General features: G+C 58.9%; 21 protein-coding genes. 6 read left to right on the forward strand and 15 right to left on the reverse strand.

Features of this window, described 5'->3' with window-relative positions; translation table 11 throughout:
* Positions 1-17: 17 nt before the first annotated feature.
* Positions 18-1,106 (reverse strand): NAD(P)H-dependent flavin oxidoreductase, encoded by a 1,089-nt coding sequence (locus ACUNV4_RS23335; protein WP_430881042.1) that lies wholly within the window; start codon positions 1,104-1,106, stop codon positions 18-20.
* A 91-nt stretch (positions 1,107-1,197) separates the two neighbouring features.
* Between ACUNV4_RS23335 and ACUNV4_RS23340 the strand changes: the two genes are divergently transcribed.
* A complete protein-coding gene (locus ACUNV4_RS23340) occupies positions 1,198-1,890 on the forward strand; it encodes a ceramidase domain-containing protein (protein WP_430881043.1) in 693 nt (230 codons plus the stop codon).
* A 34-nt stretch (positions 1,891-1,924) separates the two neighbouring features.
* On the opposite strand, the gene ACUNV4_RS23345 is transcribed toward ACUNV4_RS23340, so the two are convergent.
* From ACUNV4_RS23345 to ACUNV4_RS23380, 8 genes are all read right to left on the reverse strand, one after another.
* Positions 1,925-2,758 carry an NAD-dependent epimerase/dehydratase family protein gene (locus ACUNV4_RS23345; protein WP_430881044.1) on the reverse strand — a complete coding sequence of 278 codons (834 nt, stop codon included), beginning with the start codon at positions 2,756-2,758 and terminating at the stop codon, positions 1,925-1,927.
* Positions 2,759-2,944: 186 nt separating this feature from the next.
* Positions 2,945-4,162, reverse strand: coding sequence for an NAD(P)/FAD-dependent oxidoreductase (locus ACUNV4_RS23350; RefSeq protein ID WP_430881045.1), 1,218 nt, complete (start codon positions 4,160-4,162; stop codon positions 2,945-2,947).
* The gene (locus ACUNV4_RS23355) at positions 4,159-5,892 is read right to left on the reverse strand and encodes a hydantoinase B/oxoprolinase family protein (RefSeq protein WP_430881046.1); all 1,734 of its coding nucleotides are present in this window, start codon (positions 5,890-5,892) and stop codon (positions 4,159-4,161) included. Before ACUNV4_RS23355 ends, ACUNV4_RS23350 begins: the two co-directional genes overlap by 4 nt.
* Positions 5,889-7,991 carry a hydantoinase/oxoprolinase family protein gene (locus ACUNV4_RS23360; RefSeq protein WP_430881047.1) on the reverse strand — a complete coding sequence of 701 codons (2,103 nt, stop codon included), beginning with the start codon at positions 7,989-7,991 and terminating at the stop codon, positions 5,889-5,891. The genes ACUNV4_RS23355 and ACUNV4_RS23360 overlap by 4 nt, the downstream gene beginning before the upstream one ends.
* A 366-nt stretch (positions 7,992-8,357) precedes the next feature.
* Positions 8,358-9,281: a LysR family transcriptional regulator gene (locus ACUNV4_RS23365; protein ID WP_430881048.1), complete on the reverse strand. Its 924-nt coding sequence runs from the start codon at positions 9,279-9,281 to the stop codon at positions 8,358-8,360.
* A gap of 10 nt (positions 9,282-9,291) precedes the next feature.
* A complete protein-coding gene (locus ACUNV4_RS23370) occupies positions 9,292-10,086 on the reverse strand; it encodes an iron chelate uptake ABC transporter family permease subunit (protein WP_430881049.1) in 795 nt (264 codons plus the stop codon).
* Positions 10,086-10,952 (reverse strand): ATP-binding cassette domain-containing protein, encoded by an 867-nt coding sequence (locus ACUNV4_RS23375; protein WP_430881050.1) that lies wholly within the window; start codon positions 10,950-10,952, stop codon positions 10,086-10,088. The genes ACUNV4_RS23370 and ACUNV4_RS23375 overlap by 1 nt, the downstream gene beginning before the upstream one ends.
* The gene (locus ACUNV4_RS23380) at positions 10,952-11,434 is read right to left on the reverse strand and encodes a transcriptional repressor (protein WP_430881051.1); all 483 of its coding nucleotides are present in this window, start codon (positions 11,432-11,434) and stop codon (positions 10,952-10,954) included. Before ACUNV4_RS23380 ends, ACUNV4_RS23375 begins: the two co-directional genes overlap by 1 nt.
* An 82-nt stretch (positions 11,435-11,516) precedes the next feature.
* Between ACUNV4_RS23380 and ACUNV4_RS23385 the strand changes: the two genes are divergently transcribed.
* From ACUNV4_RS23385 to ACUNV4_RS23395, 3 genes are all read left to right on the forward strand, one after another.
* Positions 11,517-12,440 carry a zinc ABC transporter substrate-binding protein gene (locus tag ACUNV4_RS23385; protein ID WP_430881052.1) on the forward strand — a complete coding sequence of 308 codons (924 nt, stop codon included), beginning with the start codon at positions 11,517-11,519 and terminating at the stop codon, positions 12,438-12,440.
* A gap of 188 nt (positions 12,441-12,628) precedes the next feature.
* Entirely contained in the window at positions 12,629-13,024 is a 396-nt protein-coding gene (locus ACUNV4_RS23390; protein ID WP_430881053.1) for a hypothetical protein, read from the forward strand.
* A gap of 15 nt (positions 13,025-13,039) precedes the next feature.
* The gene (locus ACUNV4_RS23395) at positions 13,040-13,729 is read left to right on the forward strand and encodes a DUF1045 domain-containing protein (protein WP_430881054.1); all 690 of its coding nucleotides are present in this window, start codon (positions 13,040-13,042) and stop codon (positions 13,727-13,729) included.
* A 26-nt stretch (positions 13,730-13,755) separates the two neighbouring features.
* Here the strand turns inward: ACUNV4_RS23395 and ACUNV4_RS23400 are convergent, their stop codons facing one another.
* A complete protein-coding gene (locus tag ACUNV4_RS23400; RefSeq protein WP_430881055.1) occupies positions 13,756-14,928 on the reverse strand; it encodes an alpha-D-ribose 1-methylphosphonate 5-triphosphate diphosphatase in 1,173 nt (390 codons plus the stop codon).
* Positions 14,929-15,108: 180 nt separating this feature from the next.
* On the opposite strand from ACUNV4_RS23400, the gene ACUNV4_RS23405 reads away from it, so the two are divergent.
* Both ACUNV4_RS23405 and ACUNV4_RS23410 read left to right on the forward strand, forming a co-directional pair.
* Positions 15,109-15,618: a phosphatase PAP2 family protein gene (locus tag ACUNV4_RS23405; RefSeq protein ID WP_430881056.1), complete on the forward strand. Its 510-nt coding sequence runs from the start codon at positions 15,109-15,111 to the stop codon at positions 15,616-15,618.
* Between the two features lie 70 nt (positions 15,619-15,688).
* Positions 15,689-16,810 (forward strand): MJ1255/VC2487 family glycosyltransferase, encoded by a 1,122-nt coding sequence (locus ACUNV4_RS23410; protein WP_430881057.1) that lies wholly within the window; start codon positions 15,689-15,691, stop codon positions 16,808-16,810.
* A 20-nt stretch (positions 16,811-16,830) separates the two neighbouring features.
* Here the strand turns inward: ACUNV4_RS23410 and ACUNV4_RS23415 are convergent, their stop codons facing one another.
* The 5 genes from ACUNV4_RS23415 to ACUNV4_RS23435 all read right to left on the reverse strand — a co-directional run bounded on the left by ACUNV4_RS23415 (position 16,831) and on the right by ACUNV4_RS23435 (position 22,224).
* Positions 16,831-17,145, reverse strand: coding sequence for a hypothetical protein (locus tag ACUNV4_RS23415; RefSeq protein WP_430881058.1), 315 nt, complete (start codon positions 17,143-17,145; stop codon positions 16,831-16,833).
* A 569-nt stretch (positions 17,146-17,714) separates the two neighbouring features.
* Positions 17,715-18,875, reverse strand: a complete 1,161-nt coding sequence (locus ACUNV4_RS23420; RefSeq protein ID WP_430881059.1) for an AAA family ATPase — start codon at positions 18,873-18,875, stop codon at positions 17,715-17,717.
* Positions 18,876-18,878: 3 nt separating this feature from the next.
* The gene (gene chrA / locus ACUNV4_RS23425; protein WP_430881060.1) at positions 18,879-20,126 is read right to left on the reverse strand and encodes a chromate efflux transporter; all 1,248 of its coding nucleotides are present in this window, start codon (positions 20,124-20,126) and stop codon (positions 18,879-18,881) included.
* 189 nt (positions 20,127-20,315) lie between these two features.
* Positions 20,316-20,804 (reverse strand): copper chaperone PCu(A)C, encoded by a 489-nt coding sequence (locus ACUNV4_RS23430; protein WP_430881061.1) that lies wholly within the window; start codon positions 20,802-20,804, stop codon positions 20,316-20,318.
* 106 nt (positions 20,805-20,910) lie between these two features.
* Positions 20,911-22,224 (reverse strand): MbnH family di-heme enzyme, encoded by a 1,314-nt coding sequence (locus tag ACUNV4_RS23435; RefSeq protein ID WP_430881062.1) that lies wholly within the window; start codon positions 22,222-22,224, stop codon positions 20,911-20,913.
* Positions 22,225-22,229 lie beyond the last annotated feature (5 nt).

Raw genomic sequence — 22,229 nt, forward strand, 5'->3', positions numbered from 1 at the left:
AGCGAACGATTGCCCGGTTACGTCAGCCTGTCAAGCGCACCAAGCCACAAGTCATCCACGATGACCTCTGCCGGTGCTGCCCGGGCCAGCTTCGAGGACTGACCGGCCCAGACCTGCATGCCGTCGAGATTGCCCGCTCGTGTCGCCGCATCGCGCATGCCTTTCGTCAGTGCCCTCTGCATCGGATAGGGTGCTGGCGCAGGTGCCCCTGCAGCGCTGGCTTCGGTGACGTAGCGTGTCCTGATGCTGCGCCCCAGCCGACCACTGAAGGCTCTCGTCGCCACGGTATCTTCTGGCGCTGTACGGGCGATGGCATCAGCCCAGACAGGCGCGATACCCGATTCGTCGGCGCGTAGAAATCCGGTACCGACCTGTACCCCCGAGGCTCCCAGCATCAGCGCCGCGGCCACCCCTCTGGCATCACTGATACCACCCGTTGCCACAACCGGCACATCCACGGCATCCACGATGGCTGGCAGCAGGGAGAAAAGGCCAACCAGTGACGTCTCGGCATCCGCCGGGTTGAAAGCTCCTCGATGGCCACCGGCTTCCATCCCCTGAGCCACGATGACATCGGCCCCGGCAGTTGCGGCCTCGATCGCTTCCGCCACCGTGGTGGCCGTGGCAAACCAGAGAATTCCACGATGCTTCATTTCTGCCACCATGGGTTCCGGGTAGACGCCCATGATCGAGGAGATCACGGCGGGTTCGGCGGCCAGCATGGCCTCGCACTGCTCTTCGAAATCCGGTGTTGCCGAGCTTGCCTCCTGCGAGTCCGAGCCCCCCATCTCGGCCTCCCATGAGGCAAGAAAGGTCCGCAGTTGTCTTTCCTGCATGGCTTCCGCAGCCATCACCGGGTCCGGAATCCAGTTATTGAGCTGAAAGCAGCCGTTCGAGCTTTCGCGAAATGCCAGTACCCAGTCGCTGATCTGCGTCGGTGACATCAGCAATGTACCGCAGGCTCCCATGCCACCGGCATTGGCCACGGCGACCGACAGCGACACCGGGCAGGCACCTGCCATCGGAGCCAGCAAGATCGGTACGCGCAGTTGCAATCTCCGGGCGAAGCTGCTGCTGCGTTCGAGTATTGCCTGACGAGTCTTCATCAACCTGCATCCCCTGAGTTGGCTACAATCGGCCGACAAACGGTCGTGCCTTGCTGCACTACACGCTACCAGCCTCGGGAGTCTCGCGCACGTGTTGATTGATCTGTATTGCGAACGAACGGCGGCCGGCTTCTGGAACGAACCACTCAATGCTCTGAGCAATGTCGGCTTCCTGCTGGCAGCGGCCGTGGCCTGGCGAAGCCGCCGCCGTCGAGGGAATGGGGATATCTGGGAACTGCTGGTCATCGCACTGGCCGCACTCATCGGCGTCGGCTCTTTCCTGTTTCACACCTTCGCAAACAGCTGGTCGGAACTTGCCGACGTCGTACCCATCTGGAGTTTCGTGGCCGGCTTTGTCTTGCTGACCATCTATCGCGGTTGCCAGCATGATCTGGCGAAGACCGTGCGGATCGCCCTGATAGCCATCGCTCTGATCGTCGGCATGTCCCAGTTCACCGGCAATGACACAGTCAGCGCCAATCCGGATGCCACCAGGCCACTGAACGGCTCCCTCCAGTATGCCCCGGCATGGTCAGCACTGCTGGTATTCACCCTCCTGGCCTGGCGAAACAGACATCCAGCCAGAGTACATCTTGCCGCCGCCACCCTGATCTTTTCCCTGGCGCTGGCATGCAGAACGACCGACCTGATCGCCTGCGAGATCACGCACGGCATCGGTACGCACTTTCTCTGGCACCTGCTGAATGCGTTGATGATTGGCATATTGTTGCTGGCGATGACCACCCACATGCCTCCGCAGTCGAGCGGTCCGACCCACCGCTGAAGTCCTGACCGCTGCTTGCCGGGATACAACAGGATCAGGTCTTCCTGGCGTCCTGCACGATGTTCATGGATGCCACACCGCTGTTGCCCAGTTCCACCGCCGCGAACGGTCCTCCCTGGCAGCGATGGGCCAGTGAAGTCGGGTCCTGCTCTGGCTCGTTTGCCAGCACCTCGCTGGCGAACTGTTCCGCATTGTCTCGCGGTCGATAGCCCAGAAAGCTCGCTCGCGCATTGTCCACCGGCACTCGATCGTTGTTGGACACACCGTAGACCACGGCAAAACCGGTGCTTGGCGTATTGATCGACTGTTCGACCAGATGTATCAGGTCGTCATAGGACAGCCAGCTGCCCAGAGCGCGCGCATTGTTCACCTGCGCACAACTCAGAATGCGCATGCATACTGACTCCACCTGCCGTTTGTCCCAGTACAGGCTTGCCAGGTCCTCGGCAAAGCACTTGGCCAGGCCATAGAAGGTATCCGGCCGATGCGGTGCATCCGTGCCGATGAATTCCGTTCTGGAATGCATTCCCACGGCATGGATGGAACTGGCGTAGACCACCCGCCGAACCTGGTTCTGAAATGCAGCCTCCCAGACGTTGTAGGCGCCAATGATATTCGGCCCGAGAATCGTATCGAAGGGTGCCTCGTCGCCGATAGCCCCGAAATGCACAACCTGATCCGCGCCTTCCAGCACAGCCATCATGTCATCCAGACTGGCCAGATCGGCCTTGACGTAGCGTTCGCCGTCATAGCATTTGCCGATGTCGTCTGCGATATCGGTGGACACCAGCTCGTCACACAGTCGAGTCAGTGGTTCGCGCAGCCACGAGCCGAGACGGCCAGCCGCCCCTGTCAGTACCAGTTTCATGTTCAGTCTCTTTGAAGTGTCAATCCGGAACGGCAATCGGCCAGACGATGCATGGCCTCCACCAGCAGATCGCCGGACATTGTCCGAGTGAAAACGATGATATCAACACCTGTTGCCATCATCGCTGTCTGTGTGTCGACAGTCAGCCCCTCATGATCGAGCCCCTGCATCTGCCTGTGAGGCTCATCAGATGACCGCTCGTTCGACGAACCGTTCGTTGCGTGCCACACGTTCGTAATTGAATGGGGAGAGATCGATACTGCGATATTCGCCATAGGTGATGTACTCGGCGGTACCGCGCCCCATGGCCGGTGACTGCTGAAAGCCGTGTCCGGAAAAGCCATTGACGAAAATGAAATTGCCGACTTGCGTATGCGGCCCCAGAATGGCGTTCTGATCGAAGGTGTTGAACGCATAATGACCAGCCCAGGAGTTGATCAATTTGATGGCTTCGAACTGCGGAATACGATGAGCAATAGTGGGCCAGACCTTCTCTTCCCAGATGGAATGGTCCTGCACGAAGTCATCGTAGTCGACAGCAGGGTCCTCATCCGGTGGGCAACCAGCCATGTAGTATTGCCCATCGGTACGAAAGTGTACGCCGGAGGGGTCGATCGTCAACGGCAAGTCCCGATCCAGTGGCTGCTCTGCATCGAAGATGAAGGTGTAACGCTTGCGCGGCTCCACGGGTATCTCGATGCCTGCCATGCGTGAGGTCAGCACAGCCCGTGGCCCGGATGCATTGACAACGATGCCACAGCTGATGGTCTCCCCACTCTGCAACGTGACGCTGTCCACGCGAGTGCCGCTGGCATTGCGTTGCATCGACACCACCTCATTGCACAGGTACTCCACACCGCGCTCTCTGGCCGATCGTTTCCACCAGTCGAAGAGCGTATTGCCATCGAAGTAGCCTTCATCGATCAGATTGTGATTGCCGGCCATTATGTCATCGAGAAAATAGAAGGGATACTCCTTGTGGATATCGGCAGGCGTCATGTACCGGGTTCCGGCACCGAGTCTCTGCTGCACCTGCTGACTCTCCTTCAGGGTCCTGGCAAAGTCTTCATTGTCCGCCAGGTACATGTACCCGAAGCTGTGCAGCCGCGGTTCCGGCACCCGATCGTCATCGCCCATGAAATGACGGAAGTTCTTGACGAACTCGGCGGCAAACTGCGACACGCGGATATTCGTTTCGTTGGAAAACTGCTGACGCATGCAGCTGTTGGTGTGTGACGTGGACGCGAATTCGTAGCTCGGATCCCTTTCCACCACCAGAATCGACCCATTGAAATCCGGATTGTCGGTCAGAAACCAGGCAACCGAGGAACCATACATGGCCCCTCCAACGATGACGACATCATAAGATGACTTCAACGGGGCCTGAGTTGTCATGTTTTTCATTGAATTTCCTCACCGCAACGCACCGCCTCGAGCACGGCATCGATGTCTGCCTGACTGAACCCGTATCTCTGCCGACACATGTCAGCCGATATATAACCTCTCGCCAGGTCACGTCGCACCAGCGCCGGATCCCGTTCCTCCACCTTGCCATAGCCGGCGCCGCCAGGGAAGGCCAGCATGACGCGTCTTCCGTGCGGCACGAACTGCTTGCCCTTGCCCTGCATGGGCGTGCCATCATCCTGATGAATGACGGTGGGCGCGCCATTGCCACCACCCTGACGACCTCGCGCAGGATGATCCACGCGATCGAACATCGCCTGGAAGTCGAACTCGTGCCCCTCGACCGCTCCCACTTCCATGTACTGCCCCAGGCCGCCCCGATACTTGCCCTCGCCGCCACTGTCAGGCCGTAGTTCCTTGCGCCAGATGATGACCGGCCCCGTATGTTCAGTTGCCTCGATCGGCATCGTCATGACGCCAGACGGAAATGCCGTGGCATTCATGCCATCCTGTGTTGGTCGTGCGCCCGAGCCGCCGGAATTGAAGGTCAGCACTTCCGAGCGGCGCGCAGATGCTCGGGCAGCGATGTCATCAGGGTCGCTGATGTCATCGGTTCTTGGCCGCAGTGATACCTGAAAGTTGCACAAGGTACCAGCGCCTTCGGCCGGCACGGTATCGGGCAGTATCTTGTCCAATGCCGCATAGACCGTGTCAGGCACCATGTGCCCGATGACATGGCGCAAGGCGACCGGTGCCGGATGCACGGCGTTGACGATGGAATTCACCGGCGCGACCACTTCAAAGGGCACCAGTGAGGCGGCATTGTTGGGTATCTCCGGTGCTATCGCACATTTGAGCGCATAACAGGCATAGGCCTTGGTGTAGACCATCGGCACATTGATGCCTTTTCTGTCCAGTCCGGATGTGCCTTCGAAATCGCACAGAATGTGATCCTGCTCGAAGTCGACTCGGACCTTGAGGTCGATCGGTCTGCTGAATCCGTCGATCCTCATCTCACCGTGCGCGCTGCGCTTGGGCAAGGCATTGATGCGCTCGAGTGTCGCTCGCCGAGAATTTTCCAGAATGAAGCTGGCGATCTCCTCAAGCGTAGCCAGGTCGAACTCCTGCATCATGTCGACCAGGCGGCGATGACCAATCTCGTTGCAGGTGGCCAATGCATGGATGTCCCCCACCAGCTGATCGGGTTCGCGGACATTACCACGCACGATATGAATCAGGGTCTGATCCAGCGCCCCTCTTTCCATCAGTTTCATGATCGGGATGTAGAGACCTTCTTCATAGACCGAGTTGGCATCGGCACCAAAACCTCGACCACCAATGTCCACGATGTGCGCAGTGCAGGCAAAGAAGCCGACAAATTCGCCACGATGAAAGGAGGGTGTGACTACGGTTATGTCATGCAGATGTCCGGTACCTTCCCAGGGATCATTGGTGATATAGACATCACCCTCGAAGATGTTGTCGATACCGATGCGACGAATGAAGTGCGGCACCGCATCGGCCATGGCATTGACATGTCCGGGAGTTCCGGTCACCGCCTGCGCCAGCATGCGCCCCTGACGATCGTAAACCCCGGCAGACAGATCCCCCGCCTCACGTACCGATGTGGAAAACGCCGTACGCACCAGTGCCTGGGCCTGCTCTTCCACCACCGAGACAAGACGGTTCCACATGACCTGCAAGGCAACAGTGGATAGTTGTCTGCTCATGATGCACTCCTGCGTTGATTGTCGGCCTGTGGCAGGAGATCGATACACCCATCTGCCTGGCGTATGCCCTGCCGGCTGAGCGGCACGATGATCGTGGTTTCATCCTCGGTTATGACCGCGGGACCAGAGACCCGCTGCCCGGTCTGCATGTCGCTGCGCAATACCACGTCGGCCTTGACCACTTCACCCACGGCGGCATCGAAGACAGCGCGCGTCCCTCTGGCGGATGCATCTTCACCGCCCTCCACCCGTTGAATCGGCGAGACACCATGTGCTGGCGTGCTGGCATTGGCGGCCCAGACCGTTATCTCGATATCCATGCCATCGACCACCCGGCCAAACAGGGCGCGGTAATCCGCTTCGAACAATTGCTGATAGGCGGCGGCATCCGGTTGCCTGGCCTGCTGGTTTGTCAGGCTGACAGGAATCTCCCATCCCTGCCCCGAATAACGCATATAGGCCTTGAACTCGGTGTGAATCTCGGCCTGTCCGTCACAGGAGCGCACGAAGGCAGTCGCCTCGTTCTCCAGTTCCTGCAGCAGTCTGCTGACCACCTCGGGCTTCAGCTGCGACAATTTCATGTACTGGCTCCGATTGGCTTCGAAGCTGAAAGGTGCGCGCAGAAAACCGATGGCCGAACCGACGCCCGCGCCCGGCGGCACCAGCAGGCGATCCACTCCCAGCTTTTCGCACAGGCGGGCCGCATGCAATGGAGCTGCGCCACCGAAGGCAATCATGGTGTACTCGGTGAGATCCTCGCCATTTTCCACGGCATGAACACGAGCGGCATTGGCCATGTTCTCATCAACCACTTCCACCAGACCATAGGCTGCGGTTTGTGCATCCATCGCCAGTGGCTGGCCCAGAACCGCCTGCAGGGCCCGAGTGGAACTGTCGACCTGCAAGCGGATGGAACCACCGGCAAAATTGTCCGGATCGAGCTTGCCGAGAACCAGGTCGGCATCGGTCACTGCAGGCTTGTCCCCACCTCGGCCATAGCAGGCCGGTCCCGGCTCCGAGCCTGCCGAATGGGGTCCGACCCGAATCTGATGCATCGAGTCCACCGAGGCCAGGGATCCTCCGCCTGCACCGATCTCCACCATGTCGATGACGGGAATGGAGATCGGCATGCCGGATCCTTTCTTGAAGCGATAGGTACGCGCAACTTCGAAGACTCGGCTGGTCTTGGGTGTCTGGTTCTTGATCAGACAGATCTTGGCCGTCGTCCCCCCCATGTCGAAGGACAGTACCTTGTCCAGCCCGTAGCGGGCAGCAATATGCGCAGCGAACACGGCACCTCCGGCTGGACCGGACTCGACCAGGCGCACCGGAAATTCTGCCGCACTGTCGATGGAGATGATGCCACCACCGGAATGCATCAGAAAGACGGCGCAATCCACACCTGCCTGCTGCAGGCGCCCCTGTAGACGCCCCAGATAACTTTTCATCAATGGCTTGATGTAGGCATTGGCAACCACGGTGTTGAAGCGCTCGTATTCACGCATCTGTGGAGACACCTCGCTGGAGAGCGAAATCATGACCCCCGGCAATCGACTGGCCAGCGCCTGTTGCACCTGACGCTCATGGACATCGTTGAGATAGGAATGAATCAGCCCGATGGCCACGCTCTCGTAACCGGCCTGCTCGATCTGACTGACCAGGGTATCCAGTTCATCGTTGTCAAGTTCGATCAGCACCTTCCCTCGCGCATCGATACGTTCGGTGATGGTGTATCGCTGCTGCCGAGGCAGCAGGGGGTCGGGCAGGGTCAGGTCCAGATCATATTGTTCGAAACGCGATTCGGTACGCATCTCGATGACATCCCGAAAACCCGTGGTCGTGATCAATGCCGTTCTGGCACCGCGGCGCTCGATCAGGGCATTGGTTGCCAACGTGGTGCCATGAATGATCTGGCCGATGTCACCAGGCACGATTCCGGCCTTGGCGCACACCTGCTGCATGCCGTCGATGATGGCGTCTTCAGGTGCTGCATAGGTGGTCAGCACCTTGGTGGAATACTGCTCCTTCGCGACTTCCAGCACGACGTCGGTAAACGTGCCACCGATATCCACGCCCATGCGTACAGTTGTCTTGTCCATACGTCCTTCGCACTCACCCGCGACTGAAAGTGGGCCTAGATTATGTCGGTCATACGATTGGATCAAATTATTTTAATTCATGATAAGCATCAAGGATCATTATCCTTGCCTGGTCGATTCAGCATGGAAACAGCGACCGTACCCGGCCGGCTCCTCTAGCCGTCTCGCCCGTCTCGCCCGTCTCGCCCGTTCGCCCGTTCGCCCGTTCGCCCGTTCGCCCGTTCGCCCTTTCACCCTTTCGCCCTTTCGCCCGTTCGCCCTTTCGCCCTTTCGCCCTTTCGCCACGATTGCGGCCAGACATCGACATTCAATTTCCTTGTCGGCGAGTATCCTCAGTACGGCCGGCTCGGTTCATAGCGTCAACCATCAGGACTCTTCCCAGCTCTCCCCGTACCGCTCCACGTATTGCCGGGCCTGCCTTCTGGCCAGCCGCGCCGCCTGTGCCACGAAGGCCGGTGAACGTGCCGCATCGTAACGAGCGAGAAACATCAGACTCTCGGGCGTCCAGTGGTAGTGCACCTGCCGCAGCTGGCCTGCCTTGATGTAGTCGCGTGCCATGGATACGGGCATGCTCGCGATACCCATTGCATCGATGCTCATGTGCAGACAGGCCGCCAGATTGCTGGACGGTACCAGACGGGCGGCAGCGGCTCGCTGCGACCTGAAATGCCCGGCAACTTCCTCGTAGGGTCGTGTATCCCGCGCATGCGTCAGGACGGGATAGCGCAGCAGCTGCTCCACACTCACATCATTACCGTCCAGACCGGGCAATTCCGGCGCTGCGACCCAGATCCAGCGGTACGTGCCCAGCGTCTCCTGACCACTGGTCTGACGCTCGAAAGGGCCATTCTGAAACGCCATGTCAATGGAACGTGAATACAGCTCGTTCCTGAGATTGGCTGACAGATCAATCGTCAATTCCACCAGGATGTTCGGGTATTCCCGTTTCAGTGTCTTCAGAAACTCACGCAGCCAGGTGTGCGCGATCAGCTCACTGACCCCCAGCTTGAGCACGCCTTCATACAAGGCAGCCTGACCGGATGCCTCCAGGAAGGCCTCGGCGCTGCGCAGCACACGTCGGGCATGATCGAGCAGTTCGACCCCCTTGGATGTCAGACGTACCGATCCCGCATCTCGTTCCATCAGCGTCACATCCAGTGCCTGCTCGAGTGCGGAGATACGCGTGGAGATATTCGGTTGAGTGGTGCTGAGCCTTTCGGCCGCTCGTCTGAAACTGCCCAGGTCAGCCACCCACACGAACGCTTCCAGCTGGGCAATCTTGAGATTCAAGCCGAATGACTCAGCTGCGCCGCCAGGCCACGGGCAACAGGTTGGTGCAGACAAACAGTATGGCACTGACACAGACGATGGTTGGCCCGGTTGGCGTGTCCATGTACCAGGACGCGGTCAACCCACTGAGAATGGATAGCACACCCACCAGTACCGCATAGATCGCCATTCGTTCAGGGGTCTTGCTCAGTGGTCTGGCCACAGCCGCCGGAATGATCAGCAGGGCAGTGATCAGCAAGGCACCGACGACCTTGATGGCCACCACCACCACAATCGCCAGAGACAAGGTCAGCAGCAACTGCTCTCGCCTCGGATCGATACCGCTGGCATGAGCCAATTCACCATTCAGCGTTGTCAGCAACAGTGCCGACCAGCGCCAGACGACCAGTCCGGAGACCAGCATGGCGCCCACCCACATGATGAGCAGATCGGTTGCATTGACCGCCAGAATGTCGCCGAACAGATAGGCGTTGAGATCAACCCTGACCCCCGGGACGAAAGACACGGCCACCAGGCCAAAGGCCAGTGCAGAGTGCGCCAGCACGCCCAGCAACGTATCCATGGCGTAGCCTCGCCAGCTGAGCGTCGAGACCACATAGGCCATGAATACGGACACCACCAGAGTACCGGCAAAGATCGATTGCTCGAAGGCCAGCGACAGCGCCACGCCCAGTATTGCTGCATGCGCTGTCGCATCACCGAAATAGGCCATGCGACGCCATACCACGAAGCAACCGATGGGCGCCGCTGCCAACGCCACGGCAGTCCCTGCCAGCGCAGCCCGAACCACGAAACTCTCCAGCATCAGGATGCAGCTCCCCGCGACGGTCTGTCGTCACTGCCCGGAACCGCTCCGAGACTGTCACCATGCCCATGCCCATGCCCATGCCCATGCCCAAGGCTATGGTCGTGGTCGTGGTCGTGGTCGTGGTCGTGGTCGTGGTCGTGGTCGTGAGTATGGCTGTGATCGTGCTCGTGCCGATAGAGAGCCAGTGCACCCTGGGTATGCGTACCGAACAGGGCACGGTACTCGGGTTGCGAGGACACCACCTCTGGTGTTCCTTGACAGCAGACATGTCCATTGAGGCAGATCACCCGGTCCGACGCGCTCATGACCACATGCAGTTCATGACTGACCATCAGTACCGCACAGCCCAACTCATTGCGCACGGCTTCCACCTGCCGATAGAAATCGGCGGAACCGCTCTGGTCAAGTCCCTGCGTTGCTTCATCGAGTACCAATACCTGCGGCTTGTCCAACAGGGCCCGAGCCAGCAAAACCCGCTGTAACTGACCACCGGACAGATCGATGAGCTGCCGTTGCAATAAATGGCCTACCTGCACTTTCTCCAGCACACCTGCCAGTGCCTGCTTGCCGACTCGCCGGGGAAGGTCGAAAAATCGACGAACACTCATCGGCAGTGCGCGTTCCATGTGCAGGCGTTGCGGCACATAGCCGATACGCAAGCCGGACGCCCTGAGAACCTCACCGCCGGATACCGGAACCGCCCCGATCAACGCTCTCACCATGGTCGACTTGCCGGATCCGTTGGGTCCGACAATGGTGACGATCTCCCCCTTGTGCAACGCGAAACTGACGTTCTGCAACACCGTTTCCGTACCATGACGCACGCTGATATCGCGTGCCTCCATCAAACAGGCCGCTGTCATTACCGGGCGGCATCCTGCTGGCAACTGGGGCACTGACCTTCTGCCTCCAGCGTTGTATGCTGGATCTCGAAACCACTGTCCCTGGCGCATTGGGTCAGGCTTCCGGCTGAACTGACTGCCGTTTCCGCCACGGACTTGCAGCCGGTACAGATGAGAAAGGCCGGTTCGTGCGACGATCCCGGCTGAGAACAGGCAATATAGGCGTTGAGCCGTTCTATCCGATGGATGAATCCGTTTTCCAGCAGAAAGCTCAACGCCCGATAGGCGATAGGTGGCTTGGAACCCAGGCCTTCGCCTTTCAGTCGTTCCAGCACGTCGTAGGCTCCCATGGCACTATGGCTTTCCAGCAGGATACCGAGCGTGCGACGCCGCACCTTGGTGAATCGCAGATTATTCAGTCGGCAATAGTCATCAGCCTGCCTGAGAGCGTGACTGACGCAATGTTTGTGATCGTGATGTGAAAAACCGACGACGGAGTTCACGTTTTTCCGGCTGTTCGCCATAGGGTATTCCCCTGAAACGCAGTATTGATATAACATAACATCTTTGAAGCAGAACAAGATCATGATTCGCCATCTGTTTGCCATGGCTCTGGCCTGCGCCCTGGTCATCGTAAAACCGGTATGGGCTGCCCCGTTGGTCGCCACCGACATTCCGGCCATCAATTCTCTGGTGGCAACCGTCCTGGGTGACAATGGCGAACCCGAACTGTTGCTGCGTTCCGGTGCCAGCCCCCACGACTACGCGCTGCGCCCCTCGGAAGCCCGACTCTTGCGCAAGGCTGACCTCATCGTCTGGACCGGTGCCAGTCTGACACCCTGGCTTCCCAAGGCCATGGATTCGCTGGCACCCGACCTGGAATCCCTGGAACTGCTGGCCGATGAACACAGCATTCGTCTGCCTGCACGCGAGTCTGCCGAATTTCATCATATCGACCATCATCATGACCATGATGATGATGGCGACTCGACCGACCCTCATGGCTGGCTGTCGACGGACAACGCCCGGCTGTGGCTGCAGCTGATTGCCGATCGGCTCTCGGCGCTGGATCCAATCAACGCCGCCAGTTACCAGGGCAATGCCGAACTGGGTATTCAGGCATTGAACACTCTGGATACGACTATCGAATCGCAATTCGACGGCCTGCGCGGCAACCCCTTTGTCGTGTTTCACGACAGCTATCACTACTTTGAAGATCAGTACGAGCTGCCGGCGACAGCTGCCATCAGTCTCAGTGATGGCACGCAGTCCGGTATTCGCCAACTCGACAGACTGCGCGACCTCGTCAGTGAACACCCGGGAATCTGTGTGTTCTCCGAGCCCCAGTTCAGTGAACGCATGGTAGACACCATCGCACATGATCTGGATGTCAGACGCGGCGTTCTGGATCCGCTGGGAAGCGACCTGCAGCCCGGAGCCAGTCTGTATGGCGAGCTGATGCGGAATCTTGCAAACACGCTGACCGACTGCCTGTCCGGAAAGGACTGACCTGCCAATATCGTGACGCCCCGGCTATGCAGATCAGCCCGGACCTGTATTGCAGAAATTGCAAAATCGGCTGTTGCCAAAAGACTGCTGCGCAAGCTGCTCATACTCGGTACAGTTGACTGATCGTATTCAGGTTCTGTAATCGGCAATATATGCCCATGGTTGTTTCAAGATGTATCAGACTTGTGGTGCTGAACGCACTGTTCGGCCTCTATCTGGTTGCTACAGGCAGTCAGGCCGAGGTGAACGGTAGTGGCGCCAGCATGCCGACCGATGTCAGACCCATGGGAGAGTGGGTAGAGTTTCGCAAGGCGCGCTACACCGGTGAGCCACTTCTGCTGCATCTTCGCAATGGCTATGAGCGTGCCGTTCTGATGCCGGAACCGATCAAGCTGTTGAATGATTCCCAGACATTACCCGGTTGCGCGGTGGTCATCGACACCGATGTCATTGGTTTCTTTCCGACCCGGACCTTTGCACGCGAGCCGATACGGTTCATCGGACTGCAGAGCGGCAGCGTGTACGAGCTCAGGGTGAGAGCCAGTCCCGAGGGTATCCGCCAACCCCTTCAGATCACGCGCTGAGCACATTGAACCGGCATGAGTACTCGCTACGCACTGTATTTTGCGCCCCATGACGAGTCACAACTGGCAAGGTTCGGCGAAACCGTACTCGGGCGTACCGCGACCCAGCCTCGCCAGGACGATGTTCCCAGCCCGCATCCGGACAGGCAGCGCTGGCTCGAACTCACGAAGTCCCCGGCTCACTATGGCTTCCATGCCACACTCAAGGCTCCGTTCGAATTGGCCGAGGGTTACTCCATCGAGGACCTGAGACAGCAGGTGGAGGAATTCGCGAAAGGCCAGGCGGCAATCCCTCTGACCGGTCTGCGACCACGCAGGCTGTCAGATTTTGCAGCTCTGACCCTCGATCAGCAACCCGCCTCGCTCAGCCGATTTGCCATGCGCGTTGTCGAGACCTTCGAACCGTTCCGTCGTGCCCTGTCCGAGGCGGACCTGCAACGCCGTCGGCAACAGCCGCTGAGTGATCGACAACTGACATTACTGAATCGTTTCGGCTATCCCTATGTGGACGAAGAGTTTCGCTTCCACATGACGCTCACCGGCGGTATCGGTGAACAGGATCAGGATTATCTCGATTGGCTGCAGGACAGCTTCCGCCAGCAGGTCGATGACACACCGTTGCTGGATCAACTGGCCATTCATGAACAGTCATCCCGCACGGCACCCTTTGTCAGCCTGCACAGCTATCCACTGAGCAGCAGCTGAAGTCCTGTTGCCACGAGCCTTTTCCGTCAGGAAACCCGTTCGCCCTTGAGCCAGACACTGCGCACGATGGGTGCCGGATCCTGTTCCGGGAGGTAGGCCACACGAACCAGGTCGGCACGCAATCCGGGGGCGATCTCACCGCGATCGTGTAAACCGATGAAGCGCGCCGGATTGGCGGTTACCGTGGCAATGGCTTCGGGGATACCCATCAACCTGGAGTCTTCAGCCAACGAGAAGGCAGCCTGTAGCAGACTGGCTGGTACATAGTCCGAGGACAGGATATCCAGACAGCGGTTTTCCACCAGAGTACGCGCAGCCACATTACCCGAGTGTGATCGTCCACGTACCACATTGGGCGCTCCCATCAGGACGCCCAGGCCAGCATCATGCGAAGCCTTGGCCGCTTCCAGCGTGGTCGGGAATTCGGCCAGACGCACTCCGAATCTGATCGATTCCTCGACGTGCGCCAGAGTGGCGTCGTCATGGCTGGCCATGACCACGCCTCGCTCGACGCATTGTTCGGCCAATGCCCGACGATTCCTGTCCGAGTATTTCCGGGAGCCTGCAATACGAGAAGCGAAATATCGGTCGTAGACATCATCCGACATCTTGTGCTTGGACTGGTGATAGAGCTTGAAGGCCTCCATCGAGGTGAATTGGCGCTGACCGGGAGCGTGATCCATCATGGACACCAGCCCCACATCGGCATCCTCGGCAAACTCGCTGAAGTCGCTCAGCATGTCCCTGGCAGACACCTCGCAACGCAAATGCAGACGATGTTCGACTCTCAAGCGGTTCTGATCACGGGCTTCCCGCAGAGCCGTGGCCAGCCGCCGCATTTCCCCGGTCTCGAACTGATCCTCGTCCTCCATCCCCATTCGCAAACAATCGAAAACGGTGGTGATGCCCGCCGCGGCAATCTGCGCATCATGTGCCTGAATGGCCGCCTTCATGCCCCAGCGTACCCCGGGGCGAGGAGAATAATGGGTTTCCAGATGGTCCGTGTGCAGCTCGATCAGCCCGGGAATCAGGAAGTCGCCCTGACAATCGACCGTCATGACCGAGGAAGCTCGCCCGGTTTCCGGTGATTCATCGATCTCTCGTATCAGGCCGTCGACCACGCGGACACTGCCAAAGACCACCGACCCTGCCAACACGATGTGCGCGTTTCCGAAAACTTGCTCTGTCGGTGTATTCACGCGCTGACCTTGGGTTGAATATCTTGAGGAGCCACAGATGCGCTGAGTATATTTGATCGAATCGCGCAACGCCAATGGGAGGTTTGTCACAAACAGGATTCACACATCATCAAACGGACATGAAAGCTTCACCCGAAAGTCATATTGGCTTCCGATACTGCATTCATGAAAATACTGAACATGCTCCAACAAGCTGACTGCGGCGTGCTCCAATGGACATTTCTGCAGCGTGAGCGTCGTCTGGTGATTCCAGCCGCCAGAATGTTGTCGCGCACGGGCGATGGCTATCTGCCGGTGATTACCATATTGGTGTGTTACAGCCTGTCCAATCCAGTCTATCGGCAGCTTGCCTGGCATCTGACGCTTCTCTTCCTGATCGAGCGTTGCATCTATTTCGTTGCCAAGAATACCTTGCGCCGCCAGCGACCGGCCGAGACCCTGAATGCCTTCACAGCCCTGGTGGTGGCTTCGGACAAGTTCAGCTTTCCGAGCGGCCACACCTCCGCAGCCACACTGTATGCGGCCATCATCTACCAGCATTTTCCCATTCTCGGCGCCTGCCTGCTCATCTGGGCTGCCGGAGTGGGCGCCTCAAGAGTGATTCTCGGCGTCCATTACCCATCGGACATTCTGGCGGGCGCCACGCTCGGCCTGGGCATCGCCAGTCTCGAACTGACCACCATTCTCTGACTCCGCCCCCTTCACCTCCGCCTGGCAGGACCAGGATTCGATTCTCTGTCGTTCAACGCAGGAGAAGTGCATGAACCAACCATCCATACTCTATGGTGTCCAGGGAACGGGAAATGGACACATCAGTCGGGCGCGTCTCATGTCCGGCGAATTCGCCAGACTCGGTGTGCAGGTGGACTATCTGTTCAGTGGCCGAGCCCGGGCAGCTTATTTCGACATGGAAGAATTCGCAAGGCAGCAGTACGGAACAGGTCTGAGCTTCAAGACGCGTCAGGGTCGCATTCGCAAATGGCAGACCTTGAAGAGCAGCAAGCCACTTCGGTATGCCAGTGAAGTAAGCGCCCTGCGTACCGATCGCTACAGTCTGGTCATCAGCGATTTCGAACCCACGACCGCCTGGGCCGCGAAGCTGCGAGGAACCCCGGCGCTGGCCCTGGGCCATCAATATGCACTGACAGGCAAGGCGCCATGCCCGCCAGGTGATTTCGTGGCCAAGTGGATCGTTCGCCACTTCACACCGGCCAACCAGCGCATCGGCTTCCACTGGCACCCTTACGAGCGTTTGACACTGCCACCGATGATCGACACCGAGCTCAGCCCGATCAGCAACAGTCAGAGCTTTACCCTGGTCTACCTTCCGTTCGAGGACCAGCAGGAAACCGTCGCTCTGCTCCAGCAACTGCGCGGCGAGCACTTTGTCGTGTATTCCCCTGAAGCCGCACAGGAAACACAATGCCGTAACGTCTCGATCTATCCCCTGTCGAAAAACGGCTTCCATCATCACCTGCAACGCTGCAATCGGGTGATCTGCAACACCGGCTTCGAATTGATTACCGAGGCCCTCTATCTGGGCAAACCGGTATTGACCAAGCCCTTGAACGGACAGTTCGAACAGACAGCCAATGCCATGGCACTGAAAGAGCTGCAACTGGCAACCGTCGCTCGTCAGATCAGCGTGCTCAATCTGGACAAGTTCATCCATTCCACACCGCCTCGTTCACGCATCATCTATCCGAACGTGGCGAGGGAACTGGCAGAATTCTGCCTGCAACGTGTCAACAGCACGTTGAGTCCGGAGGAAAGCAATACTGCACTCGCCGCACTGGCAGCGCGCCTCTGGTCTCAGGTAGCGCAGCCATCCGGTGTGGAGACACTGTCTGTCGGAGATGCGCCAACACTAGCTGCAGCCTGAATCCGGCCATGCCTGCTCGATCAGGCGTCCGGGCAGCCCTCGACCCCTTCGACCTCGTTCCAGTAGGGGGTATTGGTCGACATTTCGCAGCGCACCAGGCTCTGTCGGCCAACGATGGTCACGCACTGCACGGTACCCAAGGCCTGCATCTGCCCATCGGGAGCCCGACAGCGACACTCCGTCGGGGACACAGCTGTATCCTGAGCCAGCGTATTACCCGCTGCTGCCACCGAGAGCGACAAGACTGCCAGACGCAGGAGTGTCGGAATACCTGCGGCAGATGGCAAGGTGGCACATGACCCACTGTGCCAACGGTATCGAGTTCGTTCACTCACGCCACAGATCCGTTGCCAGACTTGTCTACACACTACACCCAACCGCAAGGCGGTTCAAATCAGGCAGATTTCACGAAAGATATTTCCTTGCCCAACGGTAACTGGCAGGCAAGCGGGCACGACACGGCACGACACGGCAGCGAAAGTAGATGTCCGGGGAGACGCATTGCTTTTTGCGGTGAGGATGCCTTGAGCGTAACAAGTGGTTGAGTGCTGTTGGCCAACTGTCCACGACCCAGCTGTCGCAACTTCGCTGCAATTCACAACCGTGTCAGGCTGCAGGGTGTACAGTCAGCGCATAGCCGCAGCAGACCAGCTTCCCATGGGCGATGTCATACCGTTCGGCCGAAAACCGGCCGCGAGGAAAAGTTCACTGTGTCTGAACAATCACCACAAGTGGGAAATTCAGAAACAGTCCCGATTCGATGTCAGGCAAGGAAAACTGGTGACGATTGAGCGTTGCAAGCGTTGCGGGAAAACGCGTAATCGCCTGACCTGAGGGTTCGGTTCCGCACATCCGCTGAACATGTCCCCACGCCACCGCCAGTCACCCTTTCTGACTGGCCGGATCAGCTCCAGCGCCATGCCGGTTGATCCAGATCCGAGAGACCGGCCACGCGGGTTCGCCCCAGAGACTTTTCCAGAACATGATTCACCGACTGCTCACGCGACTCGAGAAGCCTGACCAGTTCGCTCGAGTGGCTGATGACCCAGACCTGTGACTGATTGCTGGCACTCGTGATCAATCTTGCCAACGGTGCGATCAGCTCCGGATGCAGACTGGTTTCCGGCTCATTCAGTACCATCAGCGGAGGTGGTCTCGGTGTCAATAGCGCGGCCACCAGCAAGACGTAGCGCAGCGTGCCGTCCGACCATTCGGCGCTGCCCAGTGCACGCAGCAGACCAGGCTGCTTCAGCGACGCCTGCAATCGCCCGGCACCAGGTGACTCCACACTCAGAACCGACCCCGGAAAGGCATCGTCGATGGCATCATGCAGTGCCTCCACATCACCGACCTCGATGATGGTCTGGAGGGCCGCAGCAAGATCACGTCCGTCGTGATGCAGTACCGGTGTGCGGGTTGCGGGAATCGATTGGCGTGCCGGTGCATCGATGTCCGTACGAAAATCGGCATAGAAGCGCCATTGACGGAGAGTCTCTCTCAGGCGGAACACCTCGGGCACACTGGTCGGATCTCCCGCATGATCAAAAAGGCTGTCGTGCTGAGACATGTCGGTGGCTACCACTTGCCACTTGCGCGCGACACGACGCCGAATCATGGGTCCCTTGCGATCGACCAGCAAGGATGCCTGTCGCCAGGCCGGACCGTGCCAGATGCATTCGCGCTTGATGACGGGATCCAGATTGAATGCCGATGAATGCTGCGGTGTCGGCATTCCCAACTCCAGCAGATAGCCGAACTCCTCGGCGCCAAAGCCCAACCGGATGCGAGACGGTGCCTTTCTGGGGGTTCCCTGCACCGGCACCTCTCCTCGTTCCATGGCGCGACTGATGGTCTCCGGCCCTGCCCACATGGCATTGGGCAGGCCACCTTCCCGTGCCAGCGCAGCGATGACATCGCCACGAGCAGCGTTCACCAACAGGCGAAGTGCACCGTACAGATTGGATTTCCCCACCCCATTGGCACCGGTGACTACCGTCAGGCGCGACAGCGGCATGACCAGCGATTGCAGGGAGCGGTAATTTTCTACTGCAAGCGATATCAGCATGTTCTACAGGGTCGACACCAGCAGGCCGGCGACCGATGCCGCCGCCAGGACCTTCAGTACACTCCACTCGCGCCTCAAAAGCAAATAGCCGCAGAACACCGCCAGCACGGGCACTCGCCAATCGAGCGTCCCCCATTCCGGCAACCACAACGAGAACCATCCATGGGATTGTTCCGAAACCTGCCCGAACATGACATGCAGCGTAAACCACACTGACAGATTGAGTATCACACCCACGACGGCTGCAGTGATGGCACTCATGGCGCCTTGCAATCGGGGTTGTGTCCCCAGCCAGTCGATATACGGCGCACCCACGAAGATCCAGAGAAAACAGGGAACAAAGGTCACCCACAAGACCACCAGCGCGCCTGCCAGCCCCGTGGCCAGACCGGCATCCCGGAAGGCTGCCACGAAACCGACAAATTCGGTAACCAGAATCAAGGGGCCGGGAGTCGTCTCGGCCAGTCCCAATCCATCCATCATTTCGACGGTACTCAGCCAACCCTGTTGCACAACCACATCCTGCGTCATGTACGCCAGTACGGCATAGGCGCCACCGAAGGTCACGACGGCCAGCTTGGAGAAGAACAATGCCAGCTGCAGCAGAATGTCCGAATCACTCAGCCACCACAGCGCGACGACCGGCAGCCACCAGATCAGCAACCACTTCGCGGTATCCACCAGGCTGCTGCGAACGGCTCCATCCGGCAAGGACATCGGGGCATGTGCCTCGCGAGGCACGTGAGCATGCCAGGCACCGACCAGAGCGGCGACCACGATGATCAATGGGAACGGCAGCTGCAGAAAGAAGATTCCGATGAAGGCACAACCTGCCATCGCGTAATGCATGCCTCCCTTCAGAGCACGCTGCGAGACTCGCAACAATGCCTGCAACACGATGACCAGCACCGCAGCCTTGATGCCCAGAAAAGCGGCATTGATCAGCGGGGTATTCCCCAGATAGACATACAGAATGGCCAGCAGCAGCACCACGACAGCTCCCGGCACCACGAAAAGCAGCCCTGCCTGAACGCCCCCTCTGACGCCTTGCAGTCGCCAGCCAGCGTAGGTGGCCAGTTGCATGGCCTCAGGCCCCGGGAGCAGCATGCAGAAACTCAGCGCATTCAGAAACTGCTTTTCATCCAGCCACCGGTTTTCCTCGACGATCACGCGATGCATCAGGGCTATCTGCGCAGCGGGTCCACCGAAAGACAACAGACCGATCTTCAGAAACGTGCGGAGAAAACCCATGAAATCGTCATACTCGTGGTGGAGACAGGCTGCCAAGTATTCCCGACTCTGCGCACACTGTCATCACGGGAATATGACAGACCAGAGCCGCTGTCTGCAGCATCGAGGCAGACACGCTGCGGCACTGCGGGTCGCCAGAGCAGGGACATCTGCAAGGAGCGCATTTGCAGCCCCTTGCAGGTTTCGCTCTTAATGATGCTTGTGCGCCTTGTCCTTCTTCATTTCCTCCTGACTCTCCTCCCCGTGTTTCATGTCACCGTGGTTCATGTCGTCATGGCTCGTGGACGCAGCATCAGCATGCTCGATTGCAAATTCCACCTCCAGCTCGCCCGCCTTCTCGAAAGTCAGAGTCGCCTTCTTGCGGTCGCCGTCCACCAGAGGTTCCGCCAGGTCAGTGAACATCAGATGCTTGCCCATGGGCTGAAACTTCACCGTCGTACCAGCAGGAATCAGCATACCGTCCGTGATCTGACGCATGCGGCTGACATCACCTTCCACGGTCGTCTCGTGCAATTGCAATTCATGGGCGAATGTCACATCGCCTCCCAGAAAGCGTTCGTCATGCTGACCGTGGTTGATGATCTCGAGATACCCTGCAGCCATCGGTGCACCCGGCGGTGTCGGTGGCGCAAAAGGGTGCATGACCTCGATATCGCCGAGGCGATATTCGTGAGCCATGACAGGAGCTGCCAATGTGGTCAGTGAAATCAGCGCACCGACCAGGCAAGTGCGTAGGCGATGAGTATGCGAACAGGACATCATGTAGCTGAACCTCGGTTGTATTCTATCGGGTAAGAGTGGAAGAGCTGGCAGCAACACCACGAGCAGCGTGGTCCTCTGGCCAGGGGTCGGAAAATCGGGGATCGGAAAGAAACCTTGCATCGGTCAGACTGTGCAGAAAGGCCTTGAGATCGTCTCTTGCCGTTCCGTCGAGTTCGAAGCCCACCATCAGTGGGTCCTTGAACGGGTTCCTGCTGCCATCGCCAGCCAGCGCTCCCTGCAGAGCCCTGCCTCCGGCGGCATAGTGATCAATGACATCATCCAGAGTCGCGGCGGAACCGTCATGAAAGTAAGGTGCCGTCACACCGACATTGCGCAGGGACTGGGTTCTGAACTTGCCCATGTCACTGGCCTGTCCGGTGAAGGTATGCAAACCCTGGCCTCCTGCCGGATATGCGCCCTGACTGTCCAGGTTGTAGAGACCGGTGTTGTAATACGCTACCTCGGAAAAACCACTGTTTGCGGTTCGCAAGGTATCGGTGAAATTGAAACCCTGATGGCAGTGATAGCATTCCAGGGTTTCGGAAAAGAACAGCGCTTCTCCACGCAGAGCCGCTGCATCCAGAGCCTGCTTGTCATCACCGTACTTGTAACGATCGTAGGGGCTGTCGACCGAAATCAACGTGCGCTGAAAGGCTGCCAGAGCACGCGTAATGCTCGCCAGTTCGATGCGACCGTCTCGATCGGGAAAAGCCTTCGCGAACAGCTCCTGGTAAAGCGGATCTTCCCGCAATCTGGCGAAGAGCCTGTCTTCCTGGCCCGACATGCCCATTTCAACCGGCTCTTCACCGAACAGCGGCACCAGAGACTGTCGTTCGAGCGATGTCAGGTGCGGGTTGGCCCAGGTCAGGACTGGCGAATACGCCACATTCGCAAGGCCCATCGCACTGCGCTCTGTCATGCTGCCTTCCACGCCAATGGACAAGGCTCTGCCATCGGTAAACCCCAGCGACTGTCTATGGCAGCTGACGCAGGCGATGGTATTGTCCCGGGACAGTCGATGATCATGGAATAAGTGCCTGCCAAGAATGACCTTGTCCTCGGTCATCGGATTGTCTTCAGGTACTTGTGGAGGCGGTAGCCATGCCGGTATCTGCCAATCGTATCCGTTGCCGTCATCGCCTCGTGCCTCATCGCTTACCCGTGCCACTCCCGGCTCGGGCGAGTCTGCCGCTGCCGGAGCAGACGCCTCAGCGGTAACGACCGGGTCGAGCAGCGTCACGACCTGCTGCGGTCGGTAGGCTTCGGCCACCCGCACCGGCCGCTCGTCCCCCGGTATCCAGAAGCGATACCAGAAAATCGCGGCGAGCAACAACACTGATG

This window comes from Granulosicoccus sp. 3-233 (assembly GCF_052681095.1).

What these genes read in the sequence shown, in the direction of transcription:
- ACUNV4_RS23370 (WP_430881049.1), bottom strand. Translation starts at nt 10,086, where the DNA reads ATGCTGGAGAGTTTCGTGGTTCGGGCTGCGCTGGCAGGGACTGCCGTG.
- ACUNV4_RS23345 (WP_430881044.1), bottom strand. Translation starts at nt 2,758, where the DNA reads ATGAAACTGGTACTGACAGGGGCGGCTGGCCGTCTCGGCTCGTGGCTG.
- ACUNV4_RS23385 (WP_430881052.1), top strand. Translation starts at nt 11,517, where the DNA reads ATGATTCGCCATCTGTTTGCCATGGCTCTGGCCTGCGCCCTGGTCATC.
- ACUNV4_RS23375 (WP_430881050.1), bottom strand. Translation starts at nt 10,952, where the DNA reads ATGACAGCGGCCTGTTTGATGGAGGCACGCGATATCAGCGTGCGTCAT.
- ACUNV4_RS23360 (WP_430881047.1), bottom strand. Translation starts at nt 7,991, where the DNA reads ATGGACAAGACAACTGTACGCATGGGCGTGGATATCGGTGGCACGTTT.
- chrA (WP_430881060.1), bottom strand. Translation starts at nt 20,126, where the DNA reads ATGGGTTTTCTCCGCACGTTTCTGAAGATCGGTCTGTTGTCTTTCGGT.
- ACUNV4_RS23430 (WP_430881061.1), bottom strand. Translation starts at nt 20,804, where the DNA reads ATGGCTCACGAATATCGCCTCGGCGATATCGAGGTCATGCACCCTTTT.
- ACUNV4_RS23420 (WP_430881059.1), bottom strand. Translation starts at nt 18,875, where the DNA reads ATGCTGATATCGCTTGCAGTAGAAAATTACCGCTCCCTGCAATCGCTG.
- ACUNV4_RS23355 (WP_430881046.1), bottom strand. Translation starts at nt 5,892, where the DNA reads ATGAGCAGACAACTATCCACTGTTGCCTTGCAGGTCATGTGGAACCGT.
- ACUNV4_RS23350 (WP_430881045.1), bottom strand. Translation starts at nt 4,162, where the DNA reads ATGAAAAACATGACAACTCAGGCCCCGTTGAAGTCATCTTATGATGTC.
- ACUNV4_RS23410 (WP_430881057.1), top strand. Translation starts at nt 15,689, where the DNA reads ATGAACCAACCATCCATACTCTATGGTGTCCAGGGAACGGGAAATGGA.
- ACUNV4_RS23405 (WP_430881056.1), top strand. Translation starts at nt 15,109, where the DNA reads ATGCTCCAACAAGCTGACTGCGGCGTGCTCCAATGGACATTTCTGCAG.
- ACUNV4_RS23335 (WP_430881042.1), bottom strand. Translation starts at nt 1,106, where the DNA reads ATGAAGACTCGTCAGGCAATACTCGAACGCAGCAGCAGCTTCGCCCGG.
- ACUNV4_RS23395 (WP_430881054.1), top strand. Translation starts at nt 13,040, where the DNA reads ATGAGTACTCGCTACGCACTGTATTTTGCGCCCCATGACGAGTCACAA.